This window comes from Polaribacter batillariae (genome assembly GCF_017498485.1).
GTDB lineage: Bacteria > Bacteroidota > Bacteroidia > Flavobacteriales > Flavobacteriaceae > Polaribacter > Polaribacter batillariae.
Genome location: NZ_CP071795.1, coordinates 2,427,643 through 2,445,607 on the forward strand (window position 1 = coordinate 2,427,643; position 17,965 = coordinate 2,445,607).

12 protein-coding genes are annotated in these 17,965 nt (G+C 30.7%); 6 read left to right on the forward strand and 6 right to left on the reverse strand.

Annotated elements, in window-relative coordinates; all coding sequences use genetic code 11:
- Window positions 1–28 precede the first annotated feature (28 nt).
- From porZ to JL193_RS10705, 3 genes are read left to right on the forward strand one after another with little or no spacing between them, the layout of a single operon-like run.
- The gene (gene porZ / locus JL193_RS10695; protein ID WP_207970794.1) at window positions 29–2,359 is read left to right on the forward strand and encodes a type IX secretion system anionic LPS delivery protein PorZ; all 2,331 of its coding nucleotides are present in this window, start codon (window positions 29–31) and stop codon (window positions 2,357–2,359) included.
- On the forward strand, window positions 2,359–3,081 hold the full coding sequence (gene recO / locus JL193_RS10700; protein WP_207970795.1) for a DNA repair protein RecO: 723 nt from the start codon (window positions 2,359–2,361) through the stop codon (window positions 3,079–3,081). Before porZ ends, recO begins: the two co-directional genes overlap by 1 nt.
- Window positions 3,081–5,555, forward strand: coding sequence for a TonB-dependent receptor plug domain-containing protein (locus JL193_RS10705; protein ID WP_207970796.1), 2,475 nt, complete (start codon window positions 3,081–3,083; stop codon window positions 5,553–5,555). Before recO ends, JL193_RS10705 begins: the two co-directional genes overlap by 1 nt.
- 7 nt (window positions 5,556–5,562) lie before the next feature.
- On the opposite strand, the gene JL193_RS10710 is transcribed toward JL193_RS10705, so the two are convergent.
- From JL193_RS10710 to JL193_RS10735, 6 genes are all read right to left on the reverse strand, one after another.
- Window positions 5,563–5,910, reverse strand: coding sequence for an SdpI family protein (locus JL193_RS10710; protein WP_207970797.1), 348 nt, complete (start codon window positions 5,908–5,910; stop codon window positions 5,563–5,565).
- A 144-nt stretch (window positions 5,911–6,054) separates the two neighbouring features.
- Window positions 6,055–6,924 (reverse strand): acyl-CoA thioesterase, encoded by an 870-nt coding sequence (locus JL193_RS10715; RefSeq protein ID WP_207970798.1) that lies wholly within the window; start codon window positions 6,922–6,924, stop codon window positions 6,055–6,057.
- A gap of 58 nt (window positions 6,925–6,982) precedes the next feature.
- A complete protein-coding gene (locus JL193_RS10720; RefSeq protein ID WP_207970799.1) occupies window positions 6,983–8,110 on the reverse strand; it encodes a phospholipase D-like domain-containing protein in 1,128 nt (375 codons plus the stop codon).
- Between the two features lie 330 nt (window positions 8,111–8,440).
- Window positions 8,441–9,643: a DNA cytosine methyltransferase gene (locus JL193_RS10725; RefSeq protein ID WP_207970800.1), complete on the reverse strand. Its 1,203-nt coding sequence runs from the start codon at window positions 9,641–9,643 to the stop codon at window positions 8,441–8,443.
- A gap of 118 nt (window positions 9,644–9,761) precedes the next feature.
- The gene (locus tag JL193_RS10730) at window positions 9,762–10,868 is read right to left on the reverse strand and encodes a peptidogalycan biosysnthesis protein (protein ID WP_243456732.1); all 1,107 of its coding nucleotides are present in this window, start codon (window positions 10,866–10,868) and stop codon (window positions 9,762–9,764) included.
- 61 nt (window positions 10,869–10,929) lie between these two features.
- A complete protein-coding gene (locus JL193_RS10735; RefSeq protein ID WP_207970801.1) occupies window positions 10,930–11,823 on the reverse strand; it encodes a metallophosphoesterase in 894 nt (297 codons plus the stop codon).
- Window positions 11,824–12,018: 195 nt separating this feature from the next.
- Here JL193_RS10735 and JL193_RS10740 point away from each other — a divergent pair, with 195 nt between their 5' ends.
- The 3 genes from JL193_RS10740 to JL193_RS10750 are packed head-to-tail and all read left to right on the forward strand — an operon-like array spanning window position 12,019 to window position 17,732.
- Window positions 12,019–13,134 (forward strand): efflux RND transporter periplasmic adaptor subunit, encoded by a 1,116-nt coding sequence (locus JL193_RS10740; RefSeq protein WP_207970802.1) that lies wholly within the window; start codon window positions 12,019–12,021, stop codon window positions 13,132–13,134.
- 4 nt (window positions 13,135–13,138) lie between these two features.
- Window positions 13,139–16,402, forward strand: coding sequence for an efflux RND transporter permease subunit (locus tag JL193_RS10745; protein WP_207970803.1), 3,264 nt, complete (start codon window positions 13,139–13,141; stop codon window positions 16,400–16,402).
- The gene (locus JL193_RS10750; RefSeq protein ID WP_207970804.1) at window positions 16,395–17,732 is read left to right on the forward strand and encodes a TolC family protein; all 1,338 of its coding nucleotides are present in this window, start codon (window positions 16,395–16,397) and stop codon (window positions 17,730–17,732) included. Before JL193_RS10745 ends, JL193_RS10750 begins: the two co-directional genes overlap by 8 nt.
- Window positions 17,733–17,965: the final 233 nt, after the last annotated feature.

Genomic DNA, 17,965 nt, shown 5'->3' on the forward strand with positions numbered 1-17,965 from the left:
AATATCTTTGAAAATATAATTTATTTTGATGAAAAAATACTTTTCAATTTACATTTTACTTTTTTCCATTATCGGTATCTATTCTCAAACAGATTATAGCGATTCTTGGGAAGATTTTTTTTCTTACAACAATGTAAAAGATTTTACAAAAGTAGGCAATACCATTTATGCTTTGGCAGATAATGCTGTTTTTACCTACGATGCTGTTTCTGGAGAAATTAATAAATTATCTTCTGTACAAGGTTTGTCTGGAGAAACAACAACTTCTATTTATTATAGCGAAACGTATAAAAGATTGGTAATTGGCTACGAAAATGGTTTGGTTGAGGTGGTAAATGAAGATGGTACAATTACCATATCATCAGACATTGTAAACTTTAATCAATCTGGCGAAAAAAGCATCAATCATATTTCAGAATTTAATAAAAAATTATATTTATCTACACCTTTTGCAATTGTTGTTTACGATATCGAAAAGTTAGAATTTGGCGACACCTATTTTATAGGAAGTGGCTCTAGTTCCGTAAAAATAAATCAAACAGCAATTTTTAACGATACCATTTATGCAGTAACCGAAGAAGGAATTTTTTCTGCAGATGTAAATAACACCTCTTTAATAGATTTTACAAAATGGACCCAACGATTTAATGGTAGAAATTTTAAGGAAATTGCAATTTTTAATGATGAAATATTTGTGACAGAAAACACCTCTTTGCTAAAATTAGAAACGAGCAACTTAACCGAAGTTCGCGATTTTTTAGAAGACGTAAAAAATGTAAAAACATCGATGTCGCATTTAACAATTGCCTTGCAAAATAGAGCTGAGGTGTTAAATGCATCATTAAATCGAGAAATCGTTTTTACAACAAATGCAAATTTTAATTTTTCTTTAAACACTGCTTTTTTTGAAAATAGTACTGCTTTTTTGGCGACGAAAGAATTCGGAATTTTAGGCAGTTCTTTAAATCAACCTTCGACGTATGTAGAGATTCATCCAGAAGGACCATTATCTAACGATGTTTTTTCGATAGATGTACACAACAATAATCTTTGGGTAGTTTATGGTGGGTATTCTAGTACCTATACTCCCATTGGTAAAAGTCAAGGTTTTAGCCATTTTAACGGAGAAAGCTGGATCAACACAAAATATACCTCTAATTTACCTAAAGATTTGGTTTCTGTAACGATAGATCCAACAGAAGAGAATAAAGTTTTTATTAGCGGATCTGGAATTACGAGCAATATAAATTCTTCGCCAACTGGAGGAGTTTTGGTGGTAGAAAACGATGTTTTAACAACAATTTACAATCATTTAAATAGCACTTTAGAACCGGTTATTATTTCTTTACCTTCCATAAATATTAGAACAAATGGATCTGTTTTCGACAACCAAGGAAATTTTTGGGTAACAAATTACGAAGTAGATAAAAAAATACATAAACGATCTAAAAACGGACAGTGGAAAGGCATCGATTTAAGTACTGTACAAACAACTTCTTCTCCAGGTTTAAACGAAATTATTGTAGATAAAAGCAACAGCCTTTGGGTTGGCTCTCGAAGAAATGGTGTATATATTTATAATGAAAATGGAGACCGAAAGAAATCGTTAAATACGAGTCCAAATGTTGGAAATTTACCAGATTTAAATGTAAGAACACTAGCCGTAGATGCGAATAACAGAATTTGGATTGGCACAAAATCTGGTTTGGTGGTTTACAACAACGCATCTGGTATTTTTGATGATAACAACCCTAAAGCAAACCCAATTGTTGTAAACGCAAATTCAGATGGGTTTGGAGACCGTCTTTTGGGCGACCAAACTATAAATTCTATAGCTGTAGATGGCGCAGATAATAAGTGGTTTGGAACCGATAGTGGAGGGGTTTTATATACAAATACAAGTGGGCAAAACACCTTAGCCAATTTTAGCAAACAAAATTCACCTTTGCCATCTAACAGAATAACAAAAATTAAAGTAGATAATTCTACAGGAAAAGTATTCTTTGCAACCGCTAAAGGCATTGTTGCATATAATAGCAAAGTAGCTCCTTTTGGAGAAACTTTAGGCGAAGTATATGCATACCCAAATCCGGCTTTAAGAAATCACGAAACTGTTACGATAGATGGTAGAAATGGTACACATTTGCCCAAAGGAACTAATGTTAAAATTTTAGATGTTGCCGGAAATTTGGTGTACGAAACCAACGTAGTAGAAGGCCAAGAATTGCAAGGAGGCAAAGTCGTTTGGAACAAAAAAAATCTAGCAGGAAATAAAGTAGCTTCAGGAATATACATTGTTTTGCTTACGAACGAAGATACTTCCGAAAACTCGGTAACAAAAATTGCAATCGTAAATTAATGGCGGTTGTAAGTACAAAAGCAATTGTTTTAAGCACGTTAAAATATAGCGATACGAGCTTAATTGTAAAATGCTACACAGAAGAAGATGGTTTAAAATCGTACTTAGTTAGAGGAGTTTTAAAAGCCAAAAAAGGCGGATTAAAAGTGGCCTATTTTCAACCTTTAACACAATTAAACATTGTTGCCAACCACAGTTCTAAAAACACGCTTCATACAATAAAAGAAGTTCAAATTTTAAATCCATATAAATCTATTTATAAAGATGTTGTAAAACAATCTGTGGTACTATTTTTATCAGAGGTTTTGTCTTACAGCATTCAAGAAGAAGAAAAAAACGAGCACTTATATAATTACCTAGAAACTGCTTTTGTTTGGTTAGATGTGCACGAGAAAATAGCCAATTTTCATTTGCTATTTTTGCTGAATTTTACTCGGTATTTAGGGTTTTATCCAGATTTGTCTAAAGCAACAAAAATAGGCTTTAATTTGTTAGATGGAAACTTTACGAATTGTACTTCAGAAAAAAATGTAATTTCTGGCAATCATTTTTATCAGTTTAAAAAGCTGTTAGGCATAAATTTTGATGGTATAGAAAACGTGTCTTTTGGTAAAAAGGAAAGACAATTGGTATTACAAATAATTATCAGATATTTTGAATTACATTTGGACGGTTTTAGAAAACCTAAATCGTTACAAGTATTAGAAACCGTTTTTAGTTAATGAGAAATTTATTTTTTACAATTGTTCTTTTAATGAGTGGAGCTACTTTTTCGCAAAGCGTAAAAGTTTTAGATAAAGAAACAGGAAAAATTGTTAAAAATGTTAGTGTTTTTAACGACCAGCAAACAATAAATATTACTACGAACGATAAAGGTTTGGTAGATATTTCTCAATTTAAAAAAGAAGAAATTGTTAGTTTTTCGCATATTGCTTATGCAGTTTTAAGAGTTAAAAAATCTACCATTGTAAAAAATAATTATGTAGTATATCTAACAAAACAATCCGAACAATTAGACGAAATTGTACTTTCTGTATTTAAAAAGGCAGAAAAATCGAATCGAATTGCAGAACAAATTGCGGTTGTAAATGCAAAAGAAATTCAGAAAATTTCTCCACAAACCTCTGCAGACTTGTTAGCTACGATTCCTGGAATTAAAGTACAAAAATCTCAGTTTGGTGGAGGAAGCCCTGTAATTCGTGGAATGGAATCGAACCGAGTTTTATTGGTGGTAGATGGCGTTCGAATGAACAATGCTATTTACAGAAAAGGGCATTTGCAAAACTCTATTACAGTAACACCAAACATGTTAGATAAAACAGAAGTTGTCTTTGGTCCTTCGTCTGTTTTATATGGTTCAGATGCGTTAGGTGGTGTAATTCATTACTACACAAAAACACCAAAATTATCTGAAAACGAAGAAGTGATTAGTCAGCTTTTTTCGAGATTTTCAACCGTAAATCACGAAATAACAACCAACGTAACTGCAGAAATTAGAAAACAAAAATGGGCTTCTTTAACCAGTATTTCTTATAGCGGTTTTGGCGATTTAAAAGCAGGAAAAAGACGCTCTCATGGTTTTAAAGATTGGGGAAAAGTATTTTTCTACTCAGAAAATACAAATGGAAATTACAAAGAAAATCCAACCAAAAATTCCGACCCAAATTTGTTAAGAAATACAGGGTATAACCAAACAGATGTGTTGCAAAAATTCTTTGTTCCGCTTTCTAAAAATACCGATTTAAAAATAAATTTACAATATTCTACAACTTCCAACATTCCAAGATTCGATCGTTTAATAGAATTAAATAAAGGCGAATTAAAGTTTGCAGAATGGAATTATGGACCACAAAAAAGATTGTTAATCTCGTCTCAGTTATTGTTAAATCCTAATAAAAACTGGCTAGATAATGGTACAGTAACTGTGGCATATCAAAATTTAAAAGAAAGCAGAATACAGCGTAAATTTGGGAGTTTAGAGCGTTCTTATAGAGAAGAAGCTGTAGATGTTTTTAGTTTTAATGGAGATTTTTCTGTGCCATTAACAACCAATAAAAAAAGAACACTTTCTTATGGTTTCGAGTTTGCTTATAACGATGTAAAATCGAATTCTTACGGAAAAGAATTAAATATTGTAAACGGAGAAATTAAAGGTTTTTCCAACGATTTTAAAGTACAATCTCGTTATCCAGATGGAGGAAGTAGTTATTTAAGTTCTGCTGTTTATGTAGATTATAGGCAAGATTTAAGTAGCAAATCTACTTTAAATTCGGGCATTCGTTTTACGAACACAAACTTGCATGCAAAATGGATTGATGAAACTTTTATCCAACTTCCAGATAAAGATATTAATGCAAACCATTCTGCAGTTACTGCAACTTTAGGTTATGTTTACAAACCCAATACAAATTGGCAAATAAACAGTGTGCTATCTTCTGGTTTTCGTTCGCCAAATATAGATGATGTTGGGCGTGTTCGAGAAAAATCTGGAAATGTAACCGTGCCAAATATTTTAGTAACCCCAGAATTTGCCTACAACGCAGAAGTTGGTATTTTAAAATATTTTAACGACAGGAAGTTTCGTTTTGGAGCAAATGCATTTTATACTTTATTAGATAATTATATTCAAAGAGATTTTATTTACAATGCAAATGGTACCAAACAACAGCAAACTTTCGATGGAGAAGATGGAAATGCAGTATCGAATCAAAACAAAGGAACCGCTTATATTACCGGAGTTACAGCAAGTTATTTAGGAAGAATTTCGAATCGATGGAAAACTTCTGGTTTTTTAACATATACCAAAGGTAAAACGTACGATACCAAAGAGCCAATGTCTTCTATACCGCCTTTATTTGGGCAGTTTGAAGTAAATTACAATGCAGATAAACTTGAGTTTGGCGCCAATATTCGTTTTAATGCTAAAAAAGATATCGAAGATTTTAATATAACAGAAGGCATAGACAATCACGATTTAACACCTGTTATTAATAAAAACGGAACCACAGAACAAGAAATTTATTTTGGTTCTCCTGCTTGGGTAACATTAGGGTTAAATGGAAGTTATGTAGTGAGTAGTAATTTTTCTGTGCAAGCGAGATTAGATAATTTACTAGACCAACATTATATAGAGTTTGCTTCTGGAGTTTCTTCTCCAGGTAGAAATTTATCGGTTTCTTTTGTCGCTAATTTCTAATAAAAAATTAACTTTTAAATTTCCCCTCGTCTGTAAAATTATCATTAAGAGCACGTTCTGTTTTAATAATGCTTACTAAAATAGACAAAAGTACCAAAACCATGGGTTGCCAAGAAATTTCTTTGGTAGCGTAAGTAGCAAAAACCAAGCCCGCTAAGAAAGAAATTCCAGAATAAATTAATAAGTTTTTATTAAAAACGCTGTTTGCAAAATCCCAAATTTTCTGGTTTTGCATCGCTTTCGCAGTTCTATAACCATAAATCGCATTTATTTTTTTCGGTGGAAATTTCCAAAAAATTATACTGATTAAAAATAGCAAACCGTTTGTGGTTAAAATGTATGTTAATGGATTCATGTTTGTGTTATTTTATTTTCAAAGTTAAGATTTCTCCATAAAGTCGAAATGACAATCATTAGATTTTTTCGTTTTATTAATGGATACTGCAACTGCAAACTGAGACTGCCAACTGCTACTGCCAACTGAAGACTAAAATACTGCCTACTTCCTAACAGGCCTCATTAATCCTTCTTGTGCAAAAGACGCCACCAATTTACCATTTCTTGTAAAAATATTTCCTTTTGCCAAACCTCTTGCACCAAAAGCATTAGGCGATTCTGCAGAAAAAAGCATCCAATCGTTAAAATCGAAATCTCTAAAAAACCACATAGAATGGTCTAAACTTGCGGTTTGAGTGTTTGCAAAATTATATGTGCTCGCATTGGGGTTAAAAGCAGCATTTAATACATTGTAGTCGGAAATGTACGTAAGAATTTCTTGCTTTGTTCTATAATCTAAATTAGTATGCTCTTTTCCTTTTAAGCGAAACCAAACTTGCTCGTTTGCGGGTAAATCTTTAGGATCCATAGGATTTGGAACTCTTACTGGTTTAAATTCAATGGGTCTTTTTACGCTTAAAAAAGCTTTGGTAGATTTTGGTAGAAAATCGCCAAATTGAGCTAACATATCATCCCAACTTAATAAATCTTCTGGTTGTTTTATCTTAGAATCGAATGTTGCTTGGTGTTCGAAACCCTTTTCTTTAATATGAAACGAAGCAGCCATAATAAAAATAGTTTTTCCATTTTGGCTTGCAGTAACTCTTCTTGTCGAGAAACTTCCTCCATTTCGCATTTCTGCAACATGGTAATTTATAGGAATTGTTAAATCTCCAACTTCTAAAAAATAGGCGTGTAGAGAATGCAAAAACCGGTTTTCTGGTATGGTTCTATAAGCTGCATTTACTGCTTGTGCCAAAACTTGGCCACCAAAAACATGTGGACTTCCAATGGTATAACTGTTTCCGCTAAAATTATTTTCTCCTAAATCTTTTAAATCTAAAAGAGCTATTAATTCTTTACTTGTTTGCATTTATTTACGAGCTTGTATATGGTTTGTTTTACGTTTAAGTTGTTAACTTAATTTTCTTCTACTTCCAAAACTTATTATAACTATCCGTTTTCATTATATCAATTTTAAATTCAAACCTTTCGTTTTTAGTTATAATTACGCTATCAAAACCTAATTTATCTAATTTTTCAATTGTAGCCAATTCTCCTTCTTTTAGTTGAAGTACTTTTCGTAAAAGCCAATCGGATAAAGCTTTATTCGGGTTTGTCATTAGTGCTTTTGAATTGTCTTGACAAACTTTTGCTTCAAAAACTTCTCCTGTTGGAATTTCTAAATTAAAAGTTTCATCTCTTTCAGGGAAAAAATTTGGAAATTCTTTATGAATATCGATAGGAATTGGAATATAAATTTCTCCAATATCTCTTTTTCTACCTCCTGCATTCCATTGATTTAATCCACTTTTTTCAAAAACAAACTTTTCTTTTTTCTTAATTCCATAAAGTGGTAAAACAATATAATTTTCTCCTTTTACAAGTTTATCTGTTGCAGATTTATATTGATTACTTGAAAATAAATCAAGTAATAAACTGTAGGGGTCTTCAATAATATCGATTGGTAATTTAAAAGCGTTTTCAGGAATTATGAATTTTCTAAATAATGTACTTTTTGAATAGTTAAAAGAATAGAAATTATGTCCATCTTCAAATTGTAAACTTGCTTTGTTACTTTTTACTGAACTAATATTTGCAATATCAATTCGATTATAATCAGTTTCGAAGAGCAATAATTCTTTTTCTCTTCTTGCTACAATATGATAAAGAGAAGATTTAATATTGTAAACTCTGTTTGCTAAATTGATTCTCTCATTTCTATATTCTCCAAGTTTTAAGGCAAGTTCTTTTCCTCTATAATTTTTTAAATCTCTTGAAAGACTATTAAATTCAGCTACTTTCTCTGTGCTACTATTAGTTTTTGAAATAAAGGTTTTTAAACCAATTCCAATTGAATTAAAATCAGCATCAAAAGCAGTATCAGAACGTGATAAATTATTTGCTTTAAAACTTTTACAAAATATATTTTCGGCAACTCTATAATTAATAAAAGGAACTGCACTTTCACTAAAAAGTCCTGAAATTTTGGAAACTGCAGAAAGAAGTTTTAAATAATTTCCGTCATTTTCAATATCAATTTCTGCGAATGGTTTCATCAATTTACAGATTTTGCTAATCTGTATAATCCACCTTGTTTGTCAGTAATAACTTCAAGTACAGTTCTATACTTTTCTGGTTTCAATTTGTTTTTTAATTTATAGTATTCTTCAACCAATTTAAATTCTAAATTACTTAAATAATCAAGAAAACGAGATTCTTCATACCCAGATGAAATATTAGGACAAAAACCATTATGTTTTATTGCTAAGTCAAAGTAATAATCTTCATCTATATTATAAACTCTTAAAGCATAAATGTTTTTGGTAGTGTACTTAAATTTTTCTCTTTGGAAAAATCTGTATCTAAAATTTTCGTACTTACAATTTTCATAATACAGTTATAATTTCTTTAGCAATTCTTTCTACTAAAGTTGTTGTTACCGAATTTCCTGCTTGCATATATAATTTACTATTCGCAAGATTTGGCAAAATGTAATTTTGTGGATAACCTTGAAAAGAAAAGCATTCTCTTGGTGTTAACTTTCTAATTCCAAAGTTATCTTTAATTAAAGGAACGTTGTGACCACCAGTTCCCATATTTGCTGTTAAAGTTGGGCAAACATTACTTTTGTTTTCCCTTACGTAAACTCTTCTCCATTGATAAACAGTGTCTTTAGAAGTCATAGTTTTCTCAAGTTCTGGATAGTATTTGTGCTCTTTTGGATAATAATATTTATTTTCCTGTTTTCCTTTTTCTAAAATATTATGAATAGTTTTTGTTAATTCAATTTTCTTTGGAAATTTGAAATTACTCCAATTTTTCACTTGATTTGGGTCGAAAGCAACAATAAATATTCGTTCTCTATTTTGAGGAATATTAGCGTGAGTCATTGAATTTAAAATTGAGCTAAAAACTTTATAGCCTAATTTGTTTTCTAAAACTTCAATTATAGTTTTAAATGTTTTTCCTTTATCGTGTGAAACTAGATTTTTAACATTTTCTAAAAAAACAACCTTTGGTCTGTGTTTATTTATAATTTGTTCTACGTCAAAAAATAGAGTTCCTCTTGTATCTGCAAAACCTTTTCTATTTCCTGCAATTGAAAATGCTTGACAAGGAAAGCCTGCACACAAAACATCAAATTCTTTAGGAATATAACTTTTTGTATTTTCTTTTGTAATATCTCCAAATGGAATTTCCCCAAAGTTTTCTCTGTAGGTTTTTTTTGCCGCGTTTTCCCATTCACTTGTATAAACGCATTTTCCACCAATATTTTGTAAAGCCAATCTAAATCCACCAATTCCCGCAAATAAATCAATAAATTTAAAAATATAATTTTCAGGAGTCGGAAAAGGAACATTTTCTACTTCAAAAAGTAGCTGTTGTAAAGCATCTTCTTCAACAATAGAAATATTTTCGTCTTGTTTGTATTTTACAAATTTTTTAAGAACTTTTAAAGCATCTTTTTTGTAGTGTTTAGAAACTCCATTGTAAACGTTATGCAAATAGTGAGTAATAACAGCTTTAGCCTCTGGCTCAACAAGTTTTATTTGATAGTTTTTTACATCAAATTCTTCAATACTTACCATTTTTTTGTATGCTATCAAACCTTAAATTATGTTTAGAAACAAAAATAACATTTTATTTTGGTAATTCAATATACTTACTAAAATTGAAACACGTTATTATCTATTATCAGATTTCTTTCTACTTTTTAAATGGAAATTTCTGTTGAAATGGTGTAGGTTGTATTCTTTGCAAAAATAACTTTAATATTTTATTTGTAATGGTTTTTTTGTGACGAAGATACATGGTTAAATCTTGTGGAATTGCCCCTACAGAACTTTTAATTTCGCTTGCTGTTCTTCCGAAATTGATGGTTTTTAATTTTTTATGAATGGCAATTTCTACATAACTATACAGCATTCTTTGGTAGATCGCGTACGCTTTATTTAGTTGATAATCGATACCTACAAAATGGGCGTCTAAAGAATTATGGTTAATAATGCCAGACATAAAACCAACCAATTTACCTCGAAGATAAAATGCTTTTAAAATATACTTTTCGCCAAATTTTTCTTTAAAATCTTTATAGGTTTCTAAATTGAAATCGCTCAAATTAAAATTGGCATTTGCAGTTACTTTTTGATACAAAGTAGTCATTTCAGTCAATTTCTCTTCAATATTTGCGAATGTTATTTCTTCAATATCAATAGAGGCGCTTTGCGAATATGCTTTTTTAGCTTTTACACGAAATTTGGTTTTCATGGCGGCCAAATAATCATCAAAAGTTTGCCAGTTTTTATCGATATGAAATAGCATATTGGGTTCTACCGAAAACGGATGATAACTCACGTTTTTTAATTCATCTGTAATAGACAAAGATTCGTTTACAAAGTCTTTCAATAGAAAAGCATCAATCTTATTTTTTAGTGTTTTGTTACTATTTACAAAGTGGTTGATGGCTTTTGCCAATTCTAAAATTACTTTTTGTTTGTTTTCATTGGGTTTTATAAAAACGCCATGTTCTCCACTTACAAAAGTGTTTCCAGAGATAAGTAGTTTTAAGGGTTTGCTGTCTTTTAAAATTCGCAGTTTTCTTCCTAAACTCTTTAAAAAATAGAAATTTTTTTGAATGGAATTCATATAAAAATCTACAATTTGAATCGTCGAAAAAGCTATAGGAAGCTCGTTCTCGTTTACCAAAATAATATAAGAAAACGTTATTTCTGGATGATTTTTTTGAATCGATTGTAAAAAATCTCGATGAAAATAAACATTGTTTTCGCAATTGAGAATTTTCCAAGTATTCACGGGGATTTTATCAACGGAACCATAAAATAAAGCAGTATTTGTGTTTTTACAAAAAATCAAATTAATGCATATAATAAGTTAAACTTTCTGGACCTTCTAAAACAGTTCTAATAATTTGCATGGTTCCGTTTTCTTTTGTGGTAATGTGCCATTTGATCAAACAAATTTCGTTATTTTCAATTTCTATTCCTGTAATAGATCTTGGATGCACACAGCTACCATCGTTAAAAAACGGAATTTCATTTTTATCAGGAAAACGTGGCCTGTGTGTGTGACCGGTAATCATCATTTGATGGTTGTTTTCTTGAATCCATTTTTCTAATTTGTATTCGACTTTTATGCGTTCTTTAAAATTCTGAGCGGGAGAAGTGGGATCCGAAAAACCCAATATTTGTAGCGGTTTCCATAAGACTTTCACTAAAAAACTACTCAATCTCCAAAATACGTAATTAAACCAATCTGCTTGATGTCCATGCAACAAGAAAATTCCTTTTCCTGTGTTTTCATCTTCTAAAAAAATGGCTTCAGAAAAAGAAGCACCAATTAAAAGTTCCTTTTTTGTGTCTGATACAGAGTCGTAATAGTAATGTAAATTCTTACGAATTGTTGCAGGGTTTTTATATTTCATGTCATGATTTCCCCAGATAAAATGCAATCTATTTTCTTTATGAAACTTTTTTAGCCACATATAAATATGTTTGTTGGCTCTAAAAATACGTTCGAAACGTCGGTTTTCCCACAACTCGTCTCCATCACCTAATTCAATATACGTAAAACCGTTGTTGTAATAATACTCTAAAGCATGTTTAAACATGTTTCTGTTTCTTGCAAAATCATCTGCAAAACCATTGTTTCCTCTGTGAGAATCGCTAAAAAACACAAATTTAGAATTGGCATTAAAACAAATTTTTTTGGCATTTTTAAAAGCACGAGAAATTCTAAAGTTAGAAGACATTTAGTTTTTTTTAGAAATATAAAGATGCTAAAAAAAAGTGGTTCTTAAAATTTTAGTGCAAAATAGATAGATTATAACATTTTTTTAACAAATAGGTTTTTAAACTTTTTTGTGTAACTTTTGTCTTATAAGCTATTATATTTGTGAAGACCATTAAAAATCTTTCTTTCTTTAAGAAAGTTCAACGAACTAATTATGAGAAAAATAATATTAGCTATTCTTGGGATTTTAGCTATAGTAGGTGCTGTTTTATTAGGAAACTATATTGTAGAAAAAAACCAAAAACCAAAGCCAAAATTTAAAAAACAAGTAAAAACAGTTTTTGTACAAGAGGTAGTAAATAAAGAAGTTCCTATTATACTTACTGCTAGTGGAAACTTAACAGCTAAAAATAAAATAGATATTTTTTCTGAAGTACAAGGTATTTTTAAATCTTCTAAAAAACCCTTTAAAGCAGGAACAAGATATTATAAAGGAGAAACTTTATTAAGTATCAATAGCGACGAATTTTACGCAAGTTTGCAATCTCAAAAAAGTGGTTTGTATAATTTACTAACGGCCATAATGCCAGATATACGTTTAGATTATCCAAACGAATTTAAGAAATGGGAAAACTATTTAAAGAGTTTCGATATTAACAAAACCACTCCAAAATTGCCTAAATTCTCCACAGATAAAGAAAAATATTTTATTTCTGGAAGAGGTATTTTAACAGCATATTACAATGTTAAAAATTTAGAAGTTCGTAATTCTAAACACCAAATTAGAGCCCCTTTTTCTGGCATTTTAACAGAAGCTTTGGTAAGCCCTGGAACATTAATTAGAGTAGGGCAAAAATTAGGTGAATTTATAGATCCAAGTATTTACGAGATGGAAGTTTCTGTAAATGCAGCGTTTGCAGATCTCTTAAAAGTTGGGAATTCTGTGGCGCTGTCTAATTTAGAAAAATCGAAAAAATATACAGGAAAAGTAGTTCGTGTAAATGGTCGGGTCGATCAAGTTTCGCAAACCATTAAGGCTTTTATCGATGTAAAACATCCAGATTTAAAAGAAGGCATGTTTTTAGAAGCAGATTTGGTAGCAAAATCAGAGAAAGAAGCCATTGAAATTTCAAGAAAATTATTGGTAGATAATACTGCTGTTTACACAGTAAAAAACGATAGTATTTTAACCTTAGTAAAAGTAAAACCTGTTTATTTTGGAGCAAAAAATGTAGTTATTAAAGGCTTACATAATAACGATAAAATTTTAACGCAAACCCTACCAGGAGCTTTCGACGGAATGATTGTAAAAATTAACAAAAAGAAGTAATTACATGAAAAAGATAATTACTTATTTTATAAAATATCACGTTGCAGTAAACGTAATGGTCTTTGCATTTTTTGTATTCGGTATTTTGGGTGCATTAAATATGAAATCTTCCTTTTTTCCATTGGTAGATTCGCAATTAATTAGAATTACTTTAGCATATCCTGGAGCTTCACCAGCAGAAATGGAAGAAGGTGTTGTGCTAAAAATAGAAGACAATTTAAAAGGAATTGTTGGAGTAGAAAGGGTAACTTCTGTTTCCAGAGAAAATGCTGCAACTGTAAATGTAGAGGTAGAAAAAGGCAAAAATATAGACCTTGTTTTAACGGACGTTAAAAATGCAGTAGATAGAGTGCCTTCTTTTCCTTCTGGAATGGAACCACCAGTAATTGCAAAAGTAGAAAGTATAAGACCCACCATTAGTTTTACCATTAGTGGAGACCATGTTTCTTTAAAATCGTTAAAACAATATGCAAGAAATGTAGAAAACGACATTCGTGGTATCGAAGGAATTTCGCAAGTAGAAATTTCTGGTTTTCCTGAAGAAGAAATCGAAATTGCAGTTCGCGAAAACGATTTACGTGCCTACAATATGTCTTTTACAGAAGTTGCAAACGCAGTTAGAAACTCGAATATTTTAATTACGGGTGGAAACATAAAAACAGCCGACGAAGATTATTTAATTCGTGCCAGTAATAGATCTTATTACGGAGTTGAACTGCAAAATTTAATTGTTAGAACTCAAACAAACGGAAACATTATTCGTTTAAAAGACATTGCAGAAATTAGAGATACTTGGTCCGAAAACCCAGATAGATTGTACTATAATGGAAATTTAGCCATCGATATTACAGTAAGTAATACCAATAACGAAGACTTAATTTCTTCTGCAGATAAAATTAAAGAGTATATTCATAAATACAACCAACAACAACAAAATGTTCAGTTAAGTGTTACTAGCGATAGAAGTATCACCTTAAATGGAAGAACAAAATTATTGGTAGAAAACGGAATTGTTGGTATTCTCTTAGTACTCTTCTTTTTAGCACTTTTCTTAAACCTTCGTTTGGCAATTTGGGTGGCATTTGGTTTGCCAGTTGCCTTTTTAGGAATGTTTATTTTTGCGGGTCAATTTGATGTTACCATTAACGTTTTATCGTTATTTGGAATGATTATCGTAATTGGTATTTTGGTAGATGATGGAATTGTTATTGGAGAAAACATATATCATCATTATTACGATTTAGGAAAAACAAAAGTACAAGCAGCAATCGATGGAACCATGGAGGTAATTCCGCCAATAGTCTCTGCGATTTTAACAACACTCATTGCCTTTTCTACCTTCTTTTTTGTAGATGGTAGAATTGGAAGTTTCTTTGGAGAAGTCTCTACAATTGTAATTTTAACTTTAACTGTTTCTTTAATTGAAGCCTTGGTTATTTTACCAGCACACATTGCACATTCGAAGGCTCTAGATAGAAAAAAGTTAGAAAATGGCGACGCGAAAAAAACCAATAAAATAGATGCTTTTTTTACCAAAATAAACAGAGGTGCAGATACGTATTTAGGAAAATTTAGAGACCATTATTATCTGCCGTTTTTAAAATTCTCTTTAAATAACAAGATTTTTATTTTCTGCCTATTTATAGCCACTTTATCAATTAGTTTTTCTGCATTAAAAGGAGGGATTATAAAAAGTTCTTTTTTTCCAAGAATTGCTAGTGATAGAGTTCAAATTACATTAAACATGCCACAAGGAACCAATGAGAGAATTACAGATTCTGTAATTTCTTTAATAGAAGAAAAAGTGTGGATGGTTAATAAAGAGTTTTCTGCAAAACAAAGTGGAAATTTAGAGGTGGTAGAAAATGTCATTAAAAGAGTAGGACCAGGAAGTGCCAATGCCACCTTAAGCGTAAATCTTTTACCAGGAGAAACACGAGATTTTTCTTCCCCAGAAATTACCAATGCAATTCAAAAATTGGTAGGAAAAGTATATGGAGTAGAAAGTCTGGTTTTTGGTTCTGGAGGTAATTTTGGAGGAAGCCCTGTTGCAGTTTCTTTATTAGGAAACAACATTACAGAATTAAAAGCGGTAAAAGACGAGCTAAAACAAACCTTAGAAAACAATCCATTATTAAAAGATGTAACAGACAACGATCCTGCAGGAATAAAAGAAGTACGTATAAAATTAAAAGACAATGCGTATTTGTTAGGCTTAAATTTACAATCGGTAATGTCGCAAGTTCGTTTTGGATTTTTCGGTTTTCAGGCACAACGTTTTCAAAGAGGACAAGACGAAATTAAAGTTTGGGTTCGTTACGATAAACAAGACAGATCTTCGATTAACGATTTAGACGATATGCGAATAATTACGCCAACAGGAACGCGTGTTCCGTTTTCGGAAATCGCAAATTATACCATAGAAAGAGGAGATATTGCCATTAATCATTTAGAAGGAAAACGCGAAATACAAATTTCGGCAGATTTAAAAGATTTAGAAACCAGTGAAACCGAGATTTTAGACAATATTAAAAATAATATTATGCCAGAAATCTTGTCTAAATACCCAACAGTTTCACCTTTATACGAAGGGCAAAATAGAGAAGCCAAAAAAACCACAGATTCTTTAAACTTGGTGGGACCTATTATTTTATTGTTAATTTATATCGTAATCGCATTCACATTCCGTTCTTACAGCCAGCCAATTTTATTAATAATTATGATACCATTTAGTATGATTGGTGTTATTTGGGGGCATTATATTCATAATTTTTCCATCGGAATTTTATCCTTTTTAGGAATCATTGCCCTTATTGGAATTATGGTAAATGATGGTTTGGTGTTGATAGGAAAATTCAACAGTTACTTAAAAGAAGGCCTAAAATACGATGATGCTTTAATAAAAGCAGGCCAATCTCGTTTTAGAGCCATTTTCTTAACCTCTTTAACAACCATTGCTGGTTTGGCGCCTTTAATTTTCGAAAAAAGTAGGCAAGCACAATTTTTAATTCCCATGGCAATTTCAATAGCCTATGGAATTGCTATTGCAACTGTTTTAACATTGGTAATGTTGCCTATGATGTTAGCAACTTCTAACGCAATAAAAGTAAAAATAAAATGGTTAAAAACAAATAGAGATGTTACCAAAGAAGAAGTAGAAAGAGCCATTATAGAATCGAAATACGACGATGGAAACACGACTGAAATCGAATCTAAAGAAGCAAAAAAAAGCTTAGAGTCTAACTTTAAAAAAGACGAAAATGAATAAAAAAGCGATATTAATTCTTCTTTGTTTAGCAACTTTAAAAAATTTTTCACAAGAAATTTTAACAAAGAAAGAAGCGCTAGAAATTACGTTAAAAAACAATTTCGGAATTAAAATTGCAAATAATAATATCGAAGTTGCTAAAAATAATTCGAGTATTTATAACACGCGTTATTTGCCAACGGCGACTTTAAATTCTGGAGCAGATTATCGAAGAAATAATCAGAAAATTGTGTTTACAGATCCACAAACAGGAGGAGATGCAGAGAGAGTTGGAAACGGAGCCGTTACAAAATCTTACAATGCATCTGTGGGCATAAATTATACCATTTTCGATGGTTTGGGCAGAAAATACAACTATCAACAATTAAAAGAAACTTATAATTTAACAGAAATCCAAGCAAGAGAAACAATCGAAAACACCTATTTACAATTGTTTACAGTATATTTTCAAATTGCAAGATTATCAGAAAACACCCATAATTTAGAAGAAGCTTTAACAATTTCTAAAAGCAGATTAGAACGTGCAAAATATCAATACGAATATGGGCAATCTACCCGATTAGAAATGCTAAATGCAGAAGTAGATATAAATAACGATAGTATTACATTAATAAATTCTAGACAACAATTAAGCAATGCAAAACGTAGTTTAAACATTATTTTAGGTGTTGAAAAAATGGCAAATTACGAAGTCGAAACAGATGTTGAGTTCAATAAATTAATGAATTTTGAAGAACTTCAACAAAAAACATTGGTCAATAATAGTCTGTTAAAACAGAACGAAAAAAATATTGCGATTAGCGAGTTTAATATTAAAATTAACAAAGCAGGTTATTTACCTTCTTTAAATTTTAATACTTCGTATGGTTTTAATAGAACAGAAAACGAAAATTTAGTAAACCCTTTTGGTGCACGTTTAATTACTTCAGATGGATTAAATGCGGGTTTAAGTTTAACATGGAATATTTTTGATGGTGGAAGCACAAAAACAAGAGTTGCTAATGCCAAAATTGCTTTAGAAAATCAGCAAATTGCTTTAGAACAACAAAAATTAACGATTCAAAATAACTTAAAAAATACTTGGGAGAATTATAACAACCAATTATTCATTTTAAAAGCACAAGAAAAAAACGTGCAAACCACACAAAATAATTTCGATAGAACTCAAGAACGTTATAAGTTGGGGCAAGTAACTTCGATTGAATTTCGACAAGCACAAATAAACTTAATTAATGCTAAAACCGCATTTAACAACGCAAAGTTCGATGCAAAATTAATCGAATTGCAATTATTACAATTAAGTGGAGATATTTTAAACGTCGCTTTTTAAAAACTGATGTATATCGTAACTTAACAATAAAAGGTATAAATTGTTAATTTTTGGTTAATGATAAGTTAAGGTATCAAAAACATGATAATTATCATGTTTTTGATAATGTAAAGCCATTAATTTTGTCGCGTAATTACATTTCTTGTGGTTAAAGAGGTTTACTTATTAAACCCACGTATTATAGTAAATAGTAGTATTTTTAGCGGTTAGTTAGCCCGAGTTAAAAGCTCGGG

Coding starts and splice junctions, on each gene's coding strand:
- recO (WP_207970795.1), top strand. CDS start 2,359: ATGGCGGTTGTAAGTACAAAAGCAATTGTTTTAAGCACGTTAAAATAT.
- JL193_RS10750 (WP_207970804.1), top strand. CDS start 16,395: ATGAATAAAAAAGCGATATTAATTCTTCTTTGTTTAGCAACTTTAAAA.
- JL193_RS10745 (WP_207970803.1), top strand. CDS start 13,139: ATGAAAAAGATAATTACTTATTTTATAAAATATCACGTTGCAGTAAAC.
- JL193_RS10735 (WP_207970801.1), bottom strand. CDS start 11,823: ATGTCTTCTAACTTTAGAATTTCTCGTGCTTTTAAAAATGCCAAAAAA.
- JL193_RS10715 (WP_207970798.1), bottom strand. CDS start 6,924: ATGCAAACAAGTAAAGAATTAATAGCTCTTTTAGATTTAAAAGATTTA.
- JL193_RS10710 (WP_207970797.1), bottom strand. CDS start 5,910: ATGAATCCATTAACATACATTTTAACCACAAACGGTTTGCTATTTTTA.
- JL193_RS10705 (WP_207970796.1), top strand. CDS start 3,081: ATGAGAAATTTATTTTTTACAATTGTTCTTTTAATGAGTGGAGCTACT.
- JL193_RS10740 (WP_207970802.1), top strand. CDS start 12,019: ATGAGAAAAATAATATTAGCTATTCTTGGGATTTTAGCTATAGTAGGT.
- JL193_RS10725 (WP_207970800.1), bottom strand. CDS start 9,643: ATGGTAAGTATTGAAGAATTTGATGTAAAAAACTATCAAATAAAACTT.
- porZ (WP_207970794.1), top strand. CDS start 29: ATGAAAAAATACTTTTCAATTTACATTTTACTTTTTTCCATTATCGGT.
- JL193_RS10720 (WP_207970799.1), bottom strand. CDS start 8,110: ATGAAACCATTCGCAGAAATTGATATTGAAAATGACGGAAATTATTTA.